Consider the following 18731-nt stretch of genomic DNA (forward strand, 5'->3'; position numbering starts at 1 on the left):
AAATTATTTATCTTCATCAATCCCTTTGCGCAGCGCGTTCCAAGCCAGTGTCGCACATTTGATGCGGGCCGGGAACTTATTTACGCCTGACAAAGCTTCCAATTCTTCATAATCATCAAATTCGACGGCTTCCCCCTTCATTAAAGAAGAGAAGCGGCTTGCCATATCCAATGCCTGATCAATCGTTTTTCCTTTGACTGCTTCTGTCATCATCGAAGCTGAGGACATACTAATCGAGCAGCCTTCACCAGTAAAACGGGAATCTTCGACCACGCCGTCTTTCATTTTGAGTTGAAGGGAAATCCGGTCACCACACGTAGGATTATTCAAATCCACCGTAACGGCATCATCCTCAAAACGTCCGCGATTGCGCGGATTTTTATAATGATCCATAATCACGCGTCGGTACAAGTCATCAAGTTGCATCGCCAAAATACTCCTTTGTTTGGATTAAGGCGCTGACCAGAGCGTCGACTTCTTCTTCTGTGTTATAGAGATAAAAGCTGGCACGTGCAGTTGCACTGGCTTTTAGCCAGCGCATCAATGGCTGGCAGCAATGATGTCCCGCACGTACAGCCACCCCTTTGCTATCCAGTACAGTAGCTACATCATGCGGATGCACATCATCCAGGTTGAATGTTACGAGCCCAACATGACGTTCTGCAGGCCCGTATATCGTCAACCCCTCCACTTCACGGAGACGTTTGAGGGCATAGTTGGACAAACGGCTCTCATGCTGTGCAATGGCGTCCATTCCGATGCTTTCCAGAAAATCAATAGCAGCTCCCAAACCAACAGCTCCAGCGATAATCGGAGTTCCACCTTCGAATTTCCAAGGCAGCTCCTTCCATGTGGATTCATACAATCCCACATCGTCGATCATTTCCCCGCCGAACTCAATGGGCTCCATATTTTCCAGCAGCGCCTTCTTGCCGTACAGTGCCCCGATCCCAGTAGGCGCACACATTTTGTGACCCGAAAAGGCATAAAAGTCAGCATCGATGTCTTGCACGTCTACTTTCATATGTGGTGTGCTTTGTGCACCGTCTATAACGATAACTGCGCCTTTGCGATGCGCAATAGCTGCAATCTCTTTGACAGGGTTCACAACACCAAGCACATTGGAGACATGCGCAATCGCTACAATTTTCGTGTTTTCTGTAATGGTATTCTCCACATCAGCAAGATCAACGCTACCATCCTCTTGAAGTGGAATATATTTTAAAGTTGCGCCTGTGGCTTTGGCTACCTGTTGCCACGGAATCAGATTACTGTGATGCTCCATTTGTGTGATGACAATTTCATCACCCTCCTTACAGTTAGCCCTACCATAAGAAGAAGCCACCAGATTCAGCGCCGTTGTTGTTCCGCGTGTAAAAATAATTTCCTGACTGCGCTTGGCATTCAGAAAGCGAGCTACCTTCTCCCTCGCACCTTCATAAGCATCCGTCGCCCGGCTACCCAAGGTATGCACACCACGGTGAGCATTTGAGTTATCATATTCGTAGTAGTGCTTGATCGCCTCGATGACCGCCAGCGGTTTTTGCGAAGTAGCCGCATTATCCAAATAAACCAGCGGATGACCGTTAATCTCCTGATGTAAAATCGGGAATTGTTCACGGATCAATGCAGTATTCATTGGCCTAACTTCCTTTCAACAAGGCTTTGCAGCTGATGTTGAAGTCCTTCGAGCGGAATCTCAGATACGACAGGTGCCAAGAAGCCATAAATAATCAGACGCTCAGCTTCTGCACGGCTAATCCCGCGGGACATCAAGTAATACACTTGTTCACGGTTAACCTGACCAACCGATGCTGCGTGACCTGCTGTTACATCATCTTCATCAATCAGCAGGATTGGGTTAGCGTCACCACGAGCTTTCGGGCTGAGCATCAGAACACGTTCTGTTTGCTGACCATCTGCTTTGGTAGCACCTTTTTCAATTTTTGTAATTCCGTTAATGATGGAAGACGCTTCTTCACGCATCACTGCGCGCGTAATCATCTGACTGGCGGAATTTTTGCCGAAATGCTGTGCTTGTGTCGTATAGTTCAGCTTTTGTGAGCCGGAACCTACAGCAATGATCTTGGCATCCGAATTGGAGCCATTGCCTTTGAGCACGGACATGGTATTGCTTGCTGTATTGCCGTTGTTCATTTCGCCCACAATCCATTCGATAGCTGCGTCATTTCCCAACGTGGCACGACGAATTGAAATATCCGTTACTTGCTCTCCAAACTGATGGACTGTCGCATAGCGAACTTTAGCCCCAGCATTTGCAACAACTTCTACCGCACCGTTATGAAGAACAGGTGCCGCCAAATCCGCAGATACATAGTTGTCTACGTACGTCACGGAACTATGACTTTCGACAATAAGCAGCACATGCGGCGCAAACGTTGCAGTCGCATCGTCTGTCAGGAATACAGCTTGAAGCGGAACGTTCAGTTCTACATTTTTAGGCACATAAGCAAATACTCCACCGTTCCAGAGTGCTGCGTGCAATGCAGATAATGAATTTTCTTCTGCCTTAATCACTGTGTTCAGATGAGCTTTAACCAAATCAGCATGCTCTTTAACCGCTGTTTGCAAATCCGTGAAAATGACGCCTTGCGCCGCCAATTCCTCACTCAGCTTCACATATACCGCACCGGAGTTGCGCTGAATAATCAGACCGCCCTCCTGTTGCTCTTTGACCAGATCAGCAATGGCTGCAGGAACCTGCCCTACCGATGCAATGACCTCGCTCTGTTTATGTTGACCGTAATCGTTTAATTTCCAACGTTCGATTTTTGTTTTTTCAAATACCGGAAGCTCCAGTTTGCCTGCAAGCTCAAGTGCTTTTTGTCTGTCTTCAGCCAGCCAAGATGGCTCGCCGTTACGTTCGGACAGAACACGCAGTTGCTCGGAATCTACCGGAAGGATTGTTTGTGTTGTCATCAGTTTTCCTCCTCGCTTCCGGCTTACGCCTCTTGTCCTACAGTTTCATCAACGATACCCAGCTCTTCCTTGATCCAGTCATAACCGTCCGCTTCCAGACGCTCAGCAAGCTCAGGACCCCCGGATTTAACGATACGTCCTTGCATCATTACATGTACATAATCTGGTTTAACGTAGTTTAACAGACGTTGGTAGTGAGTAATCACGAGGAAACCACGATCTTCGGAACGCATGGCGTTCACACCGTTAGCCACGATTCTCAAAGCATCGATATCCAGACCGGAGTCGATTTCATCAAGAATGACAATTTTCGGATCAATCATCATCATTTGCAAAATTTCATTCCGTTTTTTCTCACCACCAGAGAAGCCTTCGTTCAGGTAACGGTGAGCAAACTCAGGGTTCATTTCAAGCTCTTTCATTTTGCTTTCCATTTGACGGATAAACTTAATCAAGGAGATTTCTTGTCCTTCTTCACGGCGCGCGTTGATCGCACTACGCAAAAAGTCGGAGTTCGTTACCCCTGCAATTTCACTCGGGTACTGCATCGCCAAGAACAATCCTGCACGTGCACGCTCATCCACTTCCATATCCAGCACGTCTTCTCCATCCAAAGTTACTTTACCATCTGTGACTTCATATTTTGGATGACCCATCAAAGCAGACGCAAGTGTACTTTTACCCGTACCGTTAGGACCCATGATGGCATGGATTTCTCCGCCCTTCATTTCGAGGTTAATACCTTTCAAAATTTCCTTGCCTTCAATGGTCGCTTTGAGACCTTCAATCTTAAAGTTTGTAGCCATATTCGCAATACCCTCCAAAAAATGTAGTGTGGTGTCGAAATCAGAAAGTATATTTAAACAGGGGAGCCCCCTGATTTCAAGTAATATTTAAAAATTTATTTATAATCATTCTAAACTGATTCTCAATGATTCTCAAGTTATTTTATAATAAATATCTTGAAGGGTGCAACCAACAGACACACGTTATCCAACTTTCTTCATAAAATGTTCACCCTACCAAGCACACAAATGGCAAAATACATCCTGCAAATGTTTATATAATTATAAATTTGTACAAAAAACATGAGATGCATGATCTCTTTTCAGCCATAAAAACGCTACTGACAGCATGACGTCAGTAGCGTTTTACATGTAAAAAGTTTATTTCAAAGCGTAATCCCATCACTACAATTAGCCCAAATAAGAGCGAAGCATCCACATATGTTTCTCCAGATCCGCTTTATAGCCGATCAGCAAATCTGCAGTTGGTTGGTCGGAATTGCTTTCCGCCAGTTCAATACCTTCCTGAAACTCCTCGCATACCGTTGCAAAATCCTCGATCAAGGTTTGTACCATCTTGGGAGCATCTTCGTTGCCGGTTGCTTCCTGAATCGACGACAGCTCCAGGTACTCCTTCAATGTTGCGGAAGGTGAACCTTTCAACGCGAGCAAACGCTCGGCGATCTCATCCATTTTCAATGTCACTTCATTGTATAACTCTTCAAATTTAACATGGAGTGTGTAGAAACTGGAGCCTTTCACATACCAGTGATAGTTATGAATTTTTACATATAACACATTGAGGTTAGCGACTTGACGGTTTAAAAGTTCCTCCACCGATTTGGTTTGCGTATTTTTCGAGTTACTTGTTGTTTTAGCCATCATAAATCCCTTCCTTTTTCATCAAATTGATTTTCAGGAACGTTTACGTATCCATCACCGTCATTGCTGACGGTAAGACGCCAGCGGGCATCCTAATCACCTGCCGGACGTCTGTTTCATACTTACCCTCTCTATACGGAAACGAAACAAAAAGAAGAGTTCTCCTTTCCCCTCTTTCGATCCTCCATAAAAAAAATGTACAAAACTTCAATGATTTTCGTTATACTTTCTCTATCCTATCAAAATACTTGGTTTAATATTGTGATATTTCCAGACTATTTACATGTGCACAATTTATGGAGGTGACTTCGTTGTCCCAATATCATCCTTTAACGACTGAAGAAGCAATCGAATTCGTGAAGAACATCCCCGGATTTTTTAGTCAGGAAGCTCGTCTGGAATGCCGGGAAATCGGTGATGGTAACCTAAATCTGGTTTTTCATATTACGGATTCTGAATCTAACAAGAGTATCATTGCCAAGCAGGCACTTCCCTATGTAAAAATTGTGGGTGAATCCTGGCCGCTCTCACTGGATCGTGCCCGTATTGAACGCGAGGCACTTCAGCAGGAGCACCACATTTGCCCCGAATTGGTTCCTGCGATACTGGCGTATGACGATGAGCTTGCATTGACCGTGATGGAGGATCTTAGCTCCCACACCATCATGCGCAAGGGACTAATAGAAGGAAACACATATCCATATTTCGCTAATCATATTGGGGAGTTTCTGGCACGCACGCTCTTCTTCACCTCAGATTTGGGCATGAATCAGCAGGTTAAAAAAGACCTAGTCAAACGTTTTATCAACCCGGATCTCTGCAAAATAACTGAGGATCTGATTCTGGATGAACCGTATCGGTTCTCAGATAATAACAACTATGGTGCGTACATCGAAGACGAAGCAGAGGCACTCCGTACAGATCAAGCGCTTCATCTGGAAGTGGCTTTGCTGCGAGAAAAGTTTTTGACACGAACCGAAGCGCTTCTGCACGGTGACCTTCATACTGGTAGCATTTTTGTAACGACCGAATCAACTAAAGTCATTGATCCTGAATTTGCCTACTACGGACCCATGGGCTTTGATATCGGAGCGGTGATCGCCAATTTGCTGTTGAACTACGCTGCACAGCCCGGATGGACCTCTGGTGAGAAGGCTCTAAAAGAAAGGCGCGACTGGGTTCTGGAGACTGCCATTCAGGTATGGGAGCAGTTTGAGCGTAGGTTCCGCAAACTGTGGGACGAGCATGTCACCGATCATATGGCACGTACAGCGGGGTATCAGGACTTGTATCTTCAGAAAGTACTACAAGATACGATTGGTTTTGCAGGGTGCAAAGTGATCCGCCGTATCATCAGCCTGTCGCATGTGGCAGATATCGAGACAATAGCCGATCCTGACCTCAAGGAAGCTGCGGAACGTCTGGCGTTATCTATCGGTAAATCCTTGGTTCTTCGCAATCGCGGGCTTCATTCGATTCGGGAACTGGGAGACATTGTTCGGATAGCAACAGCTGCCCAAACTAAAGGAGCTTAATGAATATGAGTGAACAGAAAGAAGCGGCCCCCGTAACCTCCGGGAAAGCTACAGTGTCCGGTCAGGCTCTATCTTCGCTGGTGTGGAAAGGCAACCGCTTGTCCATGTTGGATCAGCGTCTGCTACCCGAAACGATTGTCATGCTAGATTTATTCACGGTCGAGGAAGTATGGGATGGCATACACGCCATGAAGGTACGCGGTGCGCCCGCCATCGGGATGGCTGCGGCCTACGGCGTTGTGCTAGGAGCTACCGCCTACGACGACACCGACGCTGCTGGGTGGCTGCAGCATGTACACGACGTGTGCGGACATTTGGCTACTTCACGGCCAACTGCCGTAAATCTATTCTGGGCGTTGGATCGCATGAAGAAGCGAGCCGGGGAACTCATCGTTGAAGCTAGCGGAAGTCAGGTCGAAGACTGGAATGCCGGGCTGGAGCGTGAAGCCATAGCCATTCAGGCAGAGGATGAGGAAGTATGCCGCCAGATCGGCATCCATGCTTTACCTCTGTTCGAGGACGGGATGGGCGTACTCACTCACTGCAATGCAGGTGGGTTGGCGACAGCCAAATACGGAACAGCGCTCGCGCCGATGTACCTTGCGCAGGAGAACGGCATCCATCTCAAAGTATTTGCCGACGAAACCCGCCCCGTGCTGCAGGGAGCGCGCCTGACCGCTTTCGAGCTTCAGCAGGCAGGCATTGATGTCACCCTGCTCTGTGACAATATGGCGGGCATGGTGATGTCCAAAGGATGGGTCCAGGCTGTTATTGTCGGCACAGATAGAGTCGCTGCTAATGGCGATGTCGCCAACAAAATCGGCACCTATAGCCTAGCCGTGTTAGCGAAGGCGCATGGCATTCCTTTTTATGTCGCTTCGCCACTTTCTACCATTGATTTGCAGACCGCAACAGGCGCAGATATTCCGATTGAGGAACGTTCTGTGGAGGAAGTTACCGAAAGCTTTGGTAAAAGGACTGCCCCGCAGGGCATCAAAGTCTACAACCCGGCTTTCGACGTTACACCTCATGAGTACATTACCGCCATCATTACCGAAAAAGGAATTGTCCAAGCACCCTTTAGCGACAACCTCCCCGCTTTGTTTGCCGATTAATCGTTCTTGCAGATCATACCGTTCGTATAAAGCCGAATAGTCTGCTCGATAGAGTGTAACTTTTCATAGAAAAAAACCGGAGCCAAAAAGTCCGGTTTTTTTCGGTTCTTGTTCCTCTACTTTTATGCAACATTGCACATAGGCTTCACTACACCAGTTTCAATAGTGCTTCATAGCCTGGCATCCCTGGTTTAATCCCCAGTTGCTCGGCTTCTGCCGTCACTGACTCCATCGGCGCTTCCAACAGTTCCTTTAGTGTTTTTACCCCCACAGCTCGTGCGGCCAGGATTTTCCGATCCGCCAGCCGTTCATTGAGCAATCCAACATCCAGCGCACCACACATGATGTAGCCACGGGAGTTAGAAATCGTTAACAGCGTTGTTTTAGGCAGTTTGACCTCGACTCCGATAAATGTATGCTCACCCACTTGAATAGGTTCCATGTGTATCATGGTGATTTCATGCACCTCCTCTTTATTCATCCGGGATATTTTATGCGGCATTTGCGGGTAAGTGTGGACACTCGTGGATACGTTCAAAATATTAAAAATCTTATTTATGTACAGCAAAACAGGCGAAATCAAAAAGACCAGACGAATTTTTTCTCATCTAGTCTCGGTGATCATCGTTAACGGTCTGGGTTACGCTTTATTCAAACTTTTTTAAGTACTGTGGCGGCACAAGGTCGGCAAGCCAAACACCGTGGTTGGCTTTATAAAACTTCACTTGATTAGCCAATGCCTTTTCTGTATCTACTTCAAGGATCACCAGTTCCCCACGTCTTTTACCTGCCAGAATTGCAAACTCAAGGGCTTCAGACAGATGTACATACTTTCTGCCCATTGGCTTAATTCCTTCATTGAAAATATTATGGATTACCTTTGTGTTTGTACCGTGATAGAGAATGGTTGGTGGAGTAGCTTCCTTATAATCTAACCTGTCTGTACTGTGACCATAATTAGCTCTTATGTACCCATTAACCATCTCATATCTTTGTTTTGGACAATGGCTTACTACTTGCTTGATATCCGACTTGCTTATATCAGACCATCTATTCTCTGATCTTATTCCTTGAATCAGGTCTTGAATGTCACAATAACCCTCATGGTCTAGCTCAAGACCAAACTGTTCTGGTGTATGCCTAAGAATCTTACTCATAAATTTACTAAGGCTCTCTTCTTGTTTTGACGTTAACATGATATGCTCCTTCTAAAATCGTCTCTTAATTCTAGGGTGGATAAAAATTTTCCTCTTTAATCAGATAGATTGCAATGAAAAAAGCTTACTCTCATTTTATTATCAATGGAGCAAGCTCGGTTCGTATTCCTGAAGCTACTTTATGATTCAAATGTCATCTTGTCAGGAAATATACCACCTTCTTTAACGAAGCAACGTGCCATCCGCTGTGCAGCCCTATCAAAATAAAATTTGTTTGAATGATTCGAATCTGGTAAAGGTTCAATTTCAGAGAACAGCTTAGTATCCTTGTTTAATTGAATTTTCCCCATAGTGTGTTCGTTTGGACCATATTTATAAATAACTACTGTATCATCTTCATGTTCTTTAAAAAGTAAAACAAATGCTCCCATTATAAAATCTCCTCTATTCTATTTCCCATGGACGACCCGACCTTACCGCAGCGTTATGAGCAGTCTCATAGTCTGTTTTAAATATACCCTCAAATCTAGATTCAAACAATTCATGGTTAAGCAAATCCATATCTTTTTCTGTTTGTATCCCTTTTTGTAATCTATCCCATGCTTGAGCTATTTCGTAATCAGAATGAAATCTGCCATAACCACTTGATTTTATGTGTTCTTTTATGAAAACGTGTTCTTTGATTCTTTGAATCCTACTTTCCTTCATTCCAGAATTCTCAGCTATTGCTCTTACATCACTATCTGAAGCTCTGATTTGATCATACATCTCATCTGCTTCAGCTTCTCTACGAAAATATTCATCAATTGAAAGATCGTTTCTCCCACCTGTTTGTACTTCTGTTTTAGATTCAGATTCTATTGAATTCCGTAAGCTGGAACTCGTATTATTCTTCGGAATCTCATACTGAATAGATGGTTTCAAACCAATTTTAGGCTTAATAACTGAGCTGACTCCTCCAAACAATCCTGCTGTACCAATCATATTAGCCCAATGTTCCTTTGACCACGCATTGGTAGGATTAAATGCGCCCTGAATCATACCCGTTATTCCAAATGTACTGAAATTGAGCATGTCATTCCACGAATCGTTTTGTTTAGCTGCTCGTTCCATGTACCCTTGATACATTCCTTTTGGAATACCATACGACATATAATCTAAGAAGCTCCAAACCGAATCAAACTTTTTCTCATAACGTACTGAATTAGCATCTACAAAATCCTGACCTAGTTCAGTTAAGCTATCTACCGATTTCTGGAATGCATTTCGTGTATCTGGAGCAGGAACAGCACATGAATTCGGTGGAGGTGGTAAACAACTTGCATCAATGTTACCTGTTTCCATCAGATCTGCTAATCTGAATTTATCTGCATGGTGACGTAACTCCCTAGCAATAGAATCCATCAGGGTAACAAAGTCATTCATATTCTTCTGAGAGGTCTGGAAGGAATAGTAAAAGTGCTCTTTAGTCAGTCCTTCCCACAATTGTCCCATAGATGAAATTTGTTTTACTAAATTGCTATTCACTTGAGTTGCCGTTTGCTGTGCTAACTCAAACTGCTTGGAGATAGTCATAAGTTGCTCAGGCGTCACTTTAATAGTTGTCATAGGTTAGTTACCTCTAGTCATGAATTCGTTATGACATAGTAACACTATTCCGATTTATGGAAAATGAACTTAATTCCTAATTGTTATATGAAGGATTAACCTTTCTACCTACGTCTAAAGACTTAAAACGTGCCATGATCTTCAACCATATCTTGCAACCCAGGGATAAGCGTAAGGAGTTTTTTGTAGTTTCTTAGTTGCTGAGTTGTTATATTTAACTCATGTGCAATATCAGCCTGTGTTTTTTGCTGACCAAAATTATTTTGCTCAGCACTTTCATATGTATGCTGATTATTCCCTTCTAGATTGGCGCTCCCATCCCTCACTCCAGATTCTTTCCAACTCAACACAAATCAAAAAGGCTAGACGGAATATCCATCTAGCCACCTACAACACTTCATTATCTGAGTTGAATTTAAATAGATAATTCCAGCCCGCCAAGCCGTCTAATTATATCAAAACTATTACACAGTTTATTGTATACAAGATTAATCTATAACTTTTTTCTTCTTTTAATTACGAAAAAAATGCCACCAATAATTGCTAACCCGGCAATAGAAAATAGTGACACTTTTTCTGTGCTGATTTTGCTTGTAATGAGCTGCGAAGTAGTCGAGTTTAGATTAGATGGACTCCCCCCAGAGATCAGTTCATCTGAATCATTTTTTTCAGAAGCTTCTTGCCGAGCCTTCTCATTGGCAGATAGAAACTCTACAAACTCCTGTAAATTGTATACTTTCAATGGCTTAAATTCCATGTATACGCTCTCTCTAAGAGGAACCACAACTTCCTTCCCATCTATATCAGAAATTAGAGCAACCGTAGCCAGTCGATCATCATATATCAGTTTGCTGCTTTCATCGTAGCCAATCAATTTCTTTGCTTCTTCGAATTGACTCGGAAACTCAAGATCACTATAAGCTGATCGTATTCTTTTCCCATCTTCTGAAAAAACAATATCATTATTTTGTTGTCCACTTTTTATGGAAAATAAGTACCCTTTAGATTTTAAAATGTCATTAGCTCTATCTGTATTCCCTGATCTAACAGCTTTAGAATTAACAGTGTAAACCTTAAAACCTTCATCAAGAGTTAAATTTTCCGCTTCTTTAGTAGTTGTTATTTTAAATCCTGTATTCTTTCTAATATCATCTTTGAAATTCCCCAAATCCTTTTCAATAGATTGCTCAACTTCTTTCGGAACCTCATTTGCCGCTAAGACGGTTATAGGTAACAATAAGATACAAGAAAACGCAATACCAATTATTTTTTTATACATTTTATCAGTCCTCCTTAGTCTCGTTTTAATTAACATAAATTTCGTTTATAGTGCTGTACCAACTAAAATCTCTATTATTAACAAATCCATCATAGTAATCTATTTTATCCATCTTCTCACCAACGGCAGGGTCTTTGTAATATACTTTTTGAAATCCTAAATTTGTATTATCGGAATATCCATTTATTAGATACATATGTCCAAGATCAGAGTCGTCCTTCCACACGATATGTGCTAATTGCGGTTGATTTCTTTTTATTTGAGAGATAATAGTTCCAAAGGGTATCGGCTCTTTATCAATTGTAGAGTTCAACCCCCCATATGCTAACGCGCTTTTTACTTCCTTATCCGTGCCTCCCTTATTTACGAGGCTACCTTTAATATATTTTACAATTTGAGATTGAGTTTTATTTCCACCTAAATGTTCTATAGCCATCTGTGAAGTAGCAGCCCAGCACCAATTAGATTTCTCTTGTTTATGCGAAGGCACAGGAAGAGATTTGTAATCTATGTAACTAGGTGTGATTTTGTCTGAATTGATCTCTTGGGCTGATGTTAATGGAGCGATAGCACTAAGTGCTAATACCCCCATAAGCACAAATGCTGTCATTTTTATTTTTTTCATGTAATGACACTTTCTTTTTTCTTATTTGGAATACAATACAATAATAATACAGAAAATACAATAATATAACATTTTATTCAACATTATTGCAAAAATAGTAAGTCGGCACTGTATTAATCATTTTCCTGTAAGTGTTAAAATATCAACAATTTTAATAAAACAGTATCCTGCTACTTCCTTAATTACGCACAACGTTGAAGGTATCCCATCCTTTGACGTAAACCGTCGTCCCTTTTCATAATGCACCTCCTTCTTCAAACCCTCGTCTTGGTTAATAATGGATTAGTTCACAAAAAAAGTTTTAACAAATCATAAAGAAGACCTACTTTAGTTGTAGGTCTTGGAATAGAACATTATTTAATAATAGAATTTTTGAGGTTCCCCTGCGTTGGCCTATTGGGTTCCGTAATTAAACCTATTTCAGGGGTGCAGTTTTAACGAATTTTCAAATCAATTCGTATTTAAGCTCCTCCATGTGTTGCAAAGACTTGAAATCCTCCATCATGACTATTCAGATAAATAGGTACAGCTAAGGTGAACAAAAAGCTACTAACAACGATCAACATTACCACTTTTTTCAACATTGTTTAACCACACCTTTTCAATGAGATTGTAAAACTCTGTTTTGGTTTCAGATACCGCATGGGCTTTGAAACGCACAAACAACCCCATACAATTTATAAAATATGTCTCATTATTTAGTATATGCGCTTTTACCATTGCACAAAACAAATGATTAAAGCCATCATTGTGCATCCCATGATCTAAATAATAATAAGCCAATTCATATCCACAAAGTGCAGAGTATTCCGGTATTACTTGCTGGGTATACATATCATCTGATGATGGTCGCTGAGATAAAGACGCAATCTCTGTTTCAAATCGTTTAAGTATATCGTTTAAATCAAGCTCATAACGGTTAGCCGCCGTCATTATGTTAAGTAGTTGAGTTACCCTATCTTCTTGAATCGTATCTGATGAGTCATCAATAAAGTTTAGATATTCATGAAGCACACTCACATCACCAGATAAAAGCCTATATGCAAGTATGTTAGCTTGTGACCAATGTTTAAACAAGCCAATCCAGTGCTGGGTATCCTCATCGGTCTCTCTAACCCAATCTAAATTGGAGTAGGCATATGTATAGTGTAATGCCTGCTCATAATTACCCTGCTCTTCACATGCATTAGCACAGAGCAAGTCTGCATAAGCAATGTACACAAACAAGGGACGACTTAGCTTGTCGCTAGATTCGATCTGTTCTCGGCTGTTCTGTTGATGGTTCAGTGTACATTGTATTTCGGCTTTAGCTCTCATTTTCCTCGCCATCTCATCAACCTTATCCCATTTACGCAATGATCTGTACACGTTAGCCAAATCCTTCAATGCGTCAAGCTGGTCTATTTCATCTAGTCTTTCGACAAAAGCTTCAAATACGGCTGCCGCCCCAACATTTTGATTTTGATCGTCATTAATCTGAATTTTAAAAATACGATATTGGCAGATTGCCAGGCGTTCAGAATGTTGATATCTCTCCGCTTCAGCTACCCCCTCATAAAGTATCAATGCCGCTTCTAGTCGTCCCTGCGACAACAATTCTTCCGCTATTTCAAATAGCTTGGGTGAATAGAGTAGATTGTCCATGATGGCTCCCACTACTCGACGGATCGCATCCAACTTGTCCAACTCCGCACAGCGATACAAAAACGGCTCGATTCGCCTCATATTTGGAGGATGATCAATGATGTAATTTTCTATAAACAATTCATAAAAGTGACCCTCTGGTAAGCCCATAGCTTCAATAATACGATCGAGCTGGTTAATAGACATAGATTTATTACCTGTTACAATGCTACTTATTATTCCCCTATTCATCCCTGTAATTTGTCCAAATTCCGATAGGTTTAAGCCTTCTTGTTTAAGATATTGTTCCAATTCTGCTCTAATCGTGGGTGTAATTTTCATCGATAAACCACCCTTTCAATGTAGACTCACAATACGATGCATAGTAAAAATTATTATGTAGTTGTGAAACAAGTAGTAAAATGCTCTAACGATCTTGATTGTACCATCTTTTGGTATAAAATCATATACCTTTCATATAGTACTCAAGATACCTTTTGGGATAGTTACGTATGATTTCATGATTAAGGATATCGTCTTTATGTTGATGTATAGTTTATTTAAAAAATTAGAACACAACTCATCCAATACAAAGTACCAGATTAATAGTCAGGTTCGCATTCCCTTGTGTTTTAATCTATGAATTGAGCCTTGATTGGATGTATGGCATACAATCAACCTTAATGATATTAGGGACGGTATCGAGTCAAAAAATAACTTGAGTGTGAAAGTGAATGTGTTAGGGGCAATTTTGGAAATTAAATAGACGTTTATGATGTAAAATACCCCCCGTCCTTTTTATTGTACCTGCTAGTATTTGATCAGCAGACATAACAAAGAAACCTAGACATAATCATCTAGGCTCCATACACATGAACAATTTATCCTACTTGTTTCTGTTGCTCATATTCCTTTACCCTGCGATAGAACGTGTTAGGCTTCATTTCTACGCGCTTCATTGCTTCGACTGCTGTTATTCCACCTTGCTTCCATTCCTCATATGCTGTAATAAACTCATCACTTATTGCCTTTTTAGGCCGACCAAATACCACACCATTATTTTTGGCTGCTGCTATATCTTCAGATTGTCTACCGTTTATCTTCTCACGTTCACGTTCTGCCATGTAGCTGAGTAATTCAAGCACGATACTAGATATAACCTTTTCCAAACCATTTTGATATTGTCTAGTGTCAAGGATAGGCATACAAGGATAACAATGTGTGCACCTATCTCATACGTTATATCTTGCCATTCACGTTTGATTTCTTTAGCATTCCGTCCAAGTCTGTCAAGTTCCTTAATGAACAGAATGTCTCCGTGTCTAAGTACGCTCTTTAATGTTTGATATTGTGGTCTGTCAAAATTCTTGCCACTTTGCTTATCAATGAAGTAATCACGTTCCATAATACCTAAGTCCTTCATCGATTCTAATTGTCTAGCTTCATTCTGATCTTTACTCGATACTCTTATGTAACCATAGCGTCTAATCTCACTCATATGGATCATCCTCTACTATGTCATTAATTGTATTTAGCAAAGTATGTCAAAATGTATACTATATGACAAAGTGTTGGAAAAAGACTTGGCTAAATTGAGCATAATAAAAAGGGCAACCGAAGTCGCCCTAGATATTCCATTATACAACTTAACTTTTCAAATACTTTAGTACACAAATCTATTTACTGTCTTCTTCCTTGATGTAAATAGCGTCATATTGAATGATTGCTTTAGTTTCATCAGTAGTCTTTGAAACGTCGTAGACTACTTCATCTTGACTGAACTTATCTTCATCATGGAGAGATTGCGGTTTTTTTATAAATAATCCAACTTTAGTATAAATTTTATCAGGATGATTAAGTTCTTCTAATACACTGTCAGGGACTATTGCTTTTGTAACGCCCTTCATTTCTTCAGAAGTATCGTCACTAGCAAAAACATTATTACCAATAACTACAGCAAACGTAACAGTAAGGGCAGCCAACCCCAAAAATTTCAATTTAGCCTTCACTTCTTCCCTAACCCTTCATTAATTAATTTGCATATCCATTCTCAGAAATTTTAATCGGGTAACCAGACCCATCATTTCCGGAATGATTTCCAATTAGCAAATAAACTGGATTGAACTCAAAAGATGCATCGTCGCCTGTTATACCTAAGTTAGTGTGCGAAAATTTGATCGTGGTGACTATTGATAATAGTGTAAAAAAATTAACTCGATTTTCCTAACTGTGAAAACGCCATCTTATAAGCCACAAACGTAATAATTGCGTAGATAAAACCATATAGAAGCCAAGCATCTATATTAACTGCAATGGTTTCTAAATTGGTGGCAATAAATATAAGAGGCAGTAGCAAGGCTAGTATTAATCCTAAGTAGATGTTTCCTTTGAAATAGGCGAAACATACTCCGATCAAGATTGCCAGAATGGGGCAAAATATAAAAGTAGGGAAGAGGGGATTAAGTTTTGGAAATAACCAGTAAATCATAATAATCACTCCTTAAAGTTAATTAGTCAGAAAAAAACGAATCATTTCCTTGTTTGATTTAAATGCTAGAGGAATGACATGTAATTCTCTGCCTGTCAATAAGTCATATTCTCTTATTTCCCTTATTCTATCAACAGGAGAATTTTTGACATAATCATATAGGACAAAAACAGATCCTGCAAAATACTGTACTCCAGATATTACTCCTTTCTCATTTTGTATTTTTTCGGAGACGGAATTGCTTTGTTTTAATCTCAACTTTTTAGGCTTTTTGTTGAGGTCATTGAAAATAGTATAATTTAAGTCTTCAGAGAGAATATATAATTTATCGTTGTAAATTTGGCTGTCATAAAACAAAAATGAAGTATCTGACAAAGATGTTTCATTTTCCAACTTACCATTTTTAGGGTCAATTATCTGCATTATAGGATGAAATGGTGTATCAGATGTATTGCCATCAAGAAATACAATAAGCTTGCCTTTAAATATTTGTAGTGATGCTCCATTTTGGCCTACCGGAAAGTATTCTTTTAAACCATGTAAACGATTTTCTATAGTGAATTGTTTGATCTTCTTTGAAGCGTTGAATCATACCGCAGCTCACGCACAGTCATTTCATCCACTGTTTTCTGTTCACCAGTTGAGGGGATGGTGTGTTCCTGATCAATAAACTCTAAGCGGTCTACAGATTCAGGCAAAGATAGCATTTCAAATATTTTACTGTTTGCCAAAAGCGACGACGTCGTCGCATTTCCGAATTGTTCAAATGCTTTAATCATTCTTTGTGCTGTTCTGGGAGTAAAATCGACTGTCTTTAGCCACTTCTCCCACTCACCATGAACTAAGTCATTCTCTTTCACATGCTTCAATTGTCGTGCCCAATCTCAAATAGCGACTGTCCAGCTATTTGTTTCTCGTGAATTGCGATTAAGCCTCCTATTTTAAATGTAATCATTATGTTAACCACGCTTCCACTTTAATAATACAAAAAGCCTTCCCAATAAAGGAAGGCTTAATATCTTTGGACACATTGTAGTTATTGAGCAGGAACATGCAGATTATTAATCGCCCATAAGTTAAAAAGGAAAAAGACGATAAAAATTGCTAAAACGACTCCGATAATGATAAAAATAGTTTTCTTTTTCATAGGCTTTAGTTGAATACCCAACTATCAAGCTGACCCTTGACATTTCCATATATTACGAAAGTGTTTGTACCTATAGTTGCCCCAAGCTTAGGATGAACAAAAGAAGTTGTGAACACTGAACGTTGTACCGCAAGTTTACCGCTTGAATTTACATAGCCTTTATCGTCTTTAACGTCCATTCTGCCCATTGGAACCCAGTATCGATTTATTGTGCCGCCGCCATTCAGCACTTGTGATACTCTTTGGTTAGAAGGAGTACCTTCCACCCGGTATTCCACTCGTTCAGACACTTGCACAACATCCACACCTAAAATTGTCGAGGTGGCGCGTTGAGAAACAGCATAATCGGCTACTTGTGGCGAAATCTTAACGGGCTTAGACTGTTCTTGGGTTGCAGTTACAGTTACATCCCCACCATAAAGCGATACCTTTTCCCCATTACTGGTAGCCATTGCGTCAACTAATGTCTTGTTTATCTCTGGATCGTTTATATATTTAACAAATTTGTCTTGATCGGACTCAGACAAGTCAGAGAATTGCTGCAACGTTTCTTCTGCTCCGTCTTTACCTTTCAGCCACTTGATATAGTCTGACGGGGAATTGATTTCAACTTCCTGGATAGATTGGTCGTTAGTCTCAATTCCTGTAGAAGGTGTAGCCGATGCTGCCAATGGAGCTAATGCTATTAGAGCTAAGACACCTGTTAGGATAATTGCTGTGTTCTTTAGTTTCTTCATGGTACACGTACACATCCTTTTCTATTTTTTCGGGTTACTTCATAAGTCTAACATATAAAAGGAAACATATGTATTATATTATAATAAAATTGGAAAATGAACCTAAAGAACTACTATGTTACGAATGCCTCTCAATAAATTATATAATAAAAAACAACCCTCACTTGAAGGGTTGCATTGTTTAAAGTAACAGTTCACATATTATCACGAGTTATTTAACCTTATTTTTGTATAATCCTCTTGAAATGAAAAGACTTCTCTTATTATACGTAAGCCTTTGATTACTGAGTTTATCGCTATGTTAAACACTCAACCTCTTTCCACAAAATACTTATTTGTCATATACCATGCTTTACCCTTTACTGTATCAACCATCCCCTTTTTACTATCCAGAAATACTATATCACCACATTCTTTACAACCCCATTTGTTCCTTTTGTATACTGATTCGTCTATATAGGAAGCTCCACATTTACATTCTACCTGAATCAATACCTTGTGCTGGCTGTATGCGTCTGCTAACTGCTCAGTGGCCTTACTTGCTACTGTGGGTTGCTTAATAACTGTTACATGTTCCCTTTGCTCACTAAATTCATTATGTACTTTAAAATCTGCAACAAGCTCAGGATTCAATCCAAAGTATTCTTTACCAACTGTGGTTACATGTTTACTGCCTACACGATAAGATTCTATCCAGTCCTGTATTTGTTTGGTGAATAGATTGACAGTTCCTTTAATACCGCTGTTTAGTGTGTAGGTCATTGTGTGATGCTGGTTTAGATTCATATATAATACTACTCCTTCTTTGAT

General features: G+C 40.6%; 21 protein-coding genes and 1 pseudogene. 2 read left to right on the forward strand and 20 right to left on the reverse strand.

The features are described 5' to 3' along the window. Window positions 1-3: 3 nt before the first annotated feature. From sufU to ACEN8J_RS14255, 5 genes are all read right to left on the reverse strand, one after another. Complete coding sequence (sufU, locus tag ACEN8J_RS14235) at window positions 4-426, reverse strand: Fe-S cluster assembly sulfur transfer protein SufU (protein WP_340954996.1); 423 nt, start codon at window positions 424-426, stop codon at window positions 4-6. Next, a complete protein-coding gene (locus tag ACEN8J_RS14240; RefSeq protein ID WP_495593597.1) occupies window positions 416-1639 on the reverse strand; it encodes a cysteine desulfurase in 1224 nt (407 codons plus the stop codon). Before ACEN8J_RS14240 ends, sufU begins: the two co-directional genes overlap by 11 nt. Further along, a complete protein-coding gene (gene sufD, locus ACEN8J_RS14245) occupies window positions 1636-2940 on the reverse strand; it encodes a Fe-S cluster assembly protein SufD (RefSeq protein WP_025719242.1) in 1305 nt (434 codons plus the stop codon). The genes ACEN8J_RS14240 and sufD overlap by 4 nt, the downstream gene beginning before the upstream one ends. 23 nt (window positions 2941-2963) lie before the next feature. Continuing rightward, window positions 2964-3746 (reverse strand): Fe-S cluster assembly ATPase SufC, encoded by a 783-nt coding sequence (gene sufC, locus ACEN8J_RS14250; RefSeq protein ID WP_029516585.1) that lies wholly within the window; start codon window positions 3744-3746, stop codon window positions 2964-2966. Window positions 3747-4136: 390 nt separating this feature from the next. After that, window positions 4137-4607, reverse strand: a complete 471-nt coding sequence (locus ACEN8J_RS14255; protein ID WP_013309551.1) for a Dps family protein — start codon at window positions 4605-4607, stop codon at window positions 4137-4139. Between the two features lie 311 nt (window positions 4608-4918). On the opposite strand from ACEN8J_RS14255, the gene mtnK reads away from it, so the two are divergent. Further along, a complete protein-coding gene (mtnK, locus tag ACEN8J_RS14260; RefSeq protein WP_495593598.1) occupies window positions 4919-6142 on the forward strand; it encodes an S-methyl-5-thioribose kinase in 1224 nt (407 codons plus the stop codon). A 5-nt stretch (window positions 6143-6147) separates the two neighbouring features. Further along, window positions 6148-7257: an S-methyl-5-thioribose-1-phosphate isomerase gene (gene mtnA, locus ACEN8J_RS14265; protein ID WP_340954993.1), complete on the forward strand. Its 1110-nt coding sequence runs from the start codon at window positions 6148-6150 to the stop codon at window positions 7255-7257. A 148-nt stretch (window positions 7258-7405) separates the two neighbouring features. Here mtnA and ACEN8J_RS14270 read toward each other — a convergent pair whose 3' ends face one another. The 15 genes and pseudogenes from ACEN8J_RS14270 to ACEN8J_RS14340 form a co-directional block, all read right to left on the reverse strand. Beyond that, complete coding sequence (locus ACEN8J_RS14270) at window positions 7406-7708, reverse strand: YunC family protein (RefSeq protein ID WP_318626791.1); 303 nt, start codon at window positions 7706-7708, stop codon at window positions 7406-7408. 196 nt (window positions 7709-7904) lie between these two features. After that, complete coding sequence (locus tag ACEN8J_RS14275) at window positions 7905-8453, reverse strand: RNA 2'-phosphotransferase (RefSeq protein WP_342425894.1); 549 nt, start codon at window positions 8451-8453, stop codon at window positions 7905-7907. Window positions 8454-8593: 140 nt separating this feature from the next. Further along, entirely contained in the window at window positions 8594-8845 is a 252-nt protein-coding gene (locus ACEN8J_RS14280) for a hypothetical protein (protein ID WP_029516580.1), read from the reverse strand. 13 nt (window positions 8846-8858) lie between these two features. Next, entirely contained in the window at window positions 8859-10022 is a 1164-nt protein-coding gene (locus tag ACEN8J_RS14285; RefSeq protein ID WP_165145185.1) for a WXG100 family type VII secretion target, read from the reverse strand. A 122-nt stretch (window positions 10023-10144) separates the two neighbouring features. Beyond that, the gene (locus ACEN8J_RS14290) at window positions 10145-10348 is read right to left on the reverse strand and encodes a hypothetical protein (RefSeq protein WP_165145182.1); all 204 of its coding nucleotides are present in this window, start codon (window positions 10346-10348) and stop codon (window positions 10145-10147) included. 167 nt (window positions 10349-10515) lie between these two features. Next, window positions 10516-11301 carry an LPXTG cell wall anchor domain-containing protein gene (locus ACEN8J_RS14295; protein WP_495593600.1) on the reverse strand — a complete coding sequence of 262 codons (786 nt, stop codon included), beginning with the start codon at window positions 11299-11301 and terminating at the stop codon, window positions 10516-10518. A 25-nt stretch (window positions 11302-11326) separates the two neighbouring features. Continuing rightward, on the reverse strand, window positions 11327-11926 hold the full coding sequence (locus ACEN8J_RS14300) for a C39 family peptidase (RefSeq protein ID WP_029516577.1): 600 nt from the start codon (window positions 11924-11926) through the stop codon (window positions 11327-11329). 549 nt (window positions 11927-12475) lie between these two features. Then, the gene (locus ACEN8J_RS14305) at window positions 12476-13891 is read right to left on the reverse strand and encodes a tetratricopeptide repeat protein (RefSeq protein WP_495593601.1); all 1416 of its coding nucleotides are present in this window, start codon (window positions 13889-13891) and stop codon (window positions 12476-12478) included. Between the two features lie 539 nt (window positions 13892-14430). Next, window positions 14431-15047, reverse strand: a pseudogene (locus ACEN8J_RS14310) (recombinase family protein). A gap of 178 nt (window positions 15048-15225) precedes the next feature. Next, on the reverse strand, window positions 15226-15558 hold the full coding sequence (locus ACEN8J_RS14315) for a hypothetical protein (RefSeq protein ID WP_342425892.1): 333 nt from the start codon (window positions 15556-15558) through the stop codon (window positions 15226-15228). A gap of 200 nt (window positions 15559-15758) precedes the next feature. Continuing rightward, window positions 15759-16037, reverse strand: a complete 279-nt coding sequence (locus ACEN8J_RS14320) for a hypothetical protein (RefSeq protein ID WP_029516574.1) — start codon at window positions 16035-16037, stop codon at window positions 15759-15761. An 18-nt stretch (window positions 16038-16055) separates the two neighbouring features. Next, window positions 16056-16412 carry a hypothetical protein gene (locus ACEN8J_RS14325; RefSeq protein WP_495593603.1) on the reverse strand — a complete coding sequence of 119 codons (357 nt, stop codon included), beginning with the start codon at window positions 16410-16412 and terminating at the stop codon, window positions 16056-16058. Window positions 16413-16588: 176 nt separating this feature from the next. Then, window positions 16589-16897 carry a DUF3102 domain-containing protein gene (locus ACEN8J_RS14330; protein WP_495594548.1) on the reverse strand — a complete coding sequence of 103 codons (309 nt, stop codon included), beginning with the start codon at window positions 16895-16897 and terminating at the stop codon, window positions 16589-16591. A gap of 292 nt (window positions 16898-17189) precedes the next feature. Next, a complete protein-coding gene (locus tag ACEN8J_RS14335) occupies window positions 17190-17921 on the reverse strand; it encodes a hypothetical protein (protein WP_495593604.1) in 732 nt (243 codons plus the stop codon). Between the two features lie 309 nt (window positions 17922-18230). Beyond that, window positions 18231-18707, reverse strand: coding sequence for a hypothetical protein (locus ACEN8J_RS14340; RefSeq protein WP_495593605.1), 477 nt, complete (start codon window positions 18705-18707; stop codon window positions 18231-18233). Window positions 18708-18731: the final 24 nt, after the last annotated feature.

It is taken from the genome of Paenibacillus sp. Paensp38, assembly GCF_059491915.1.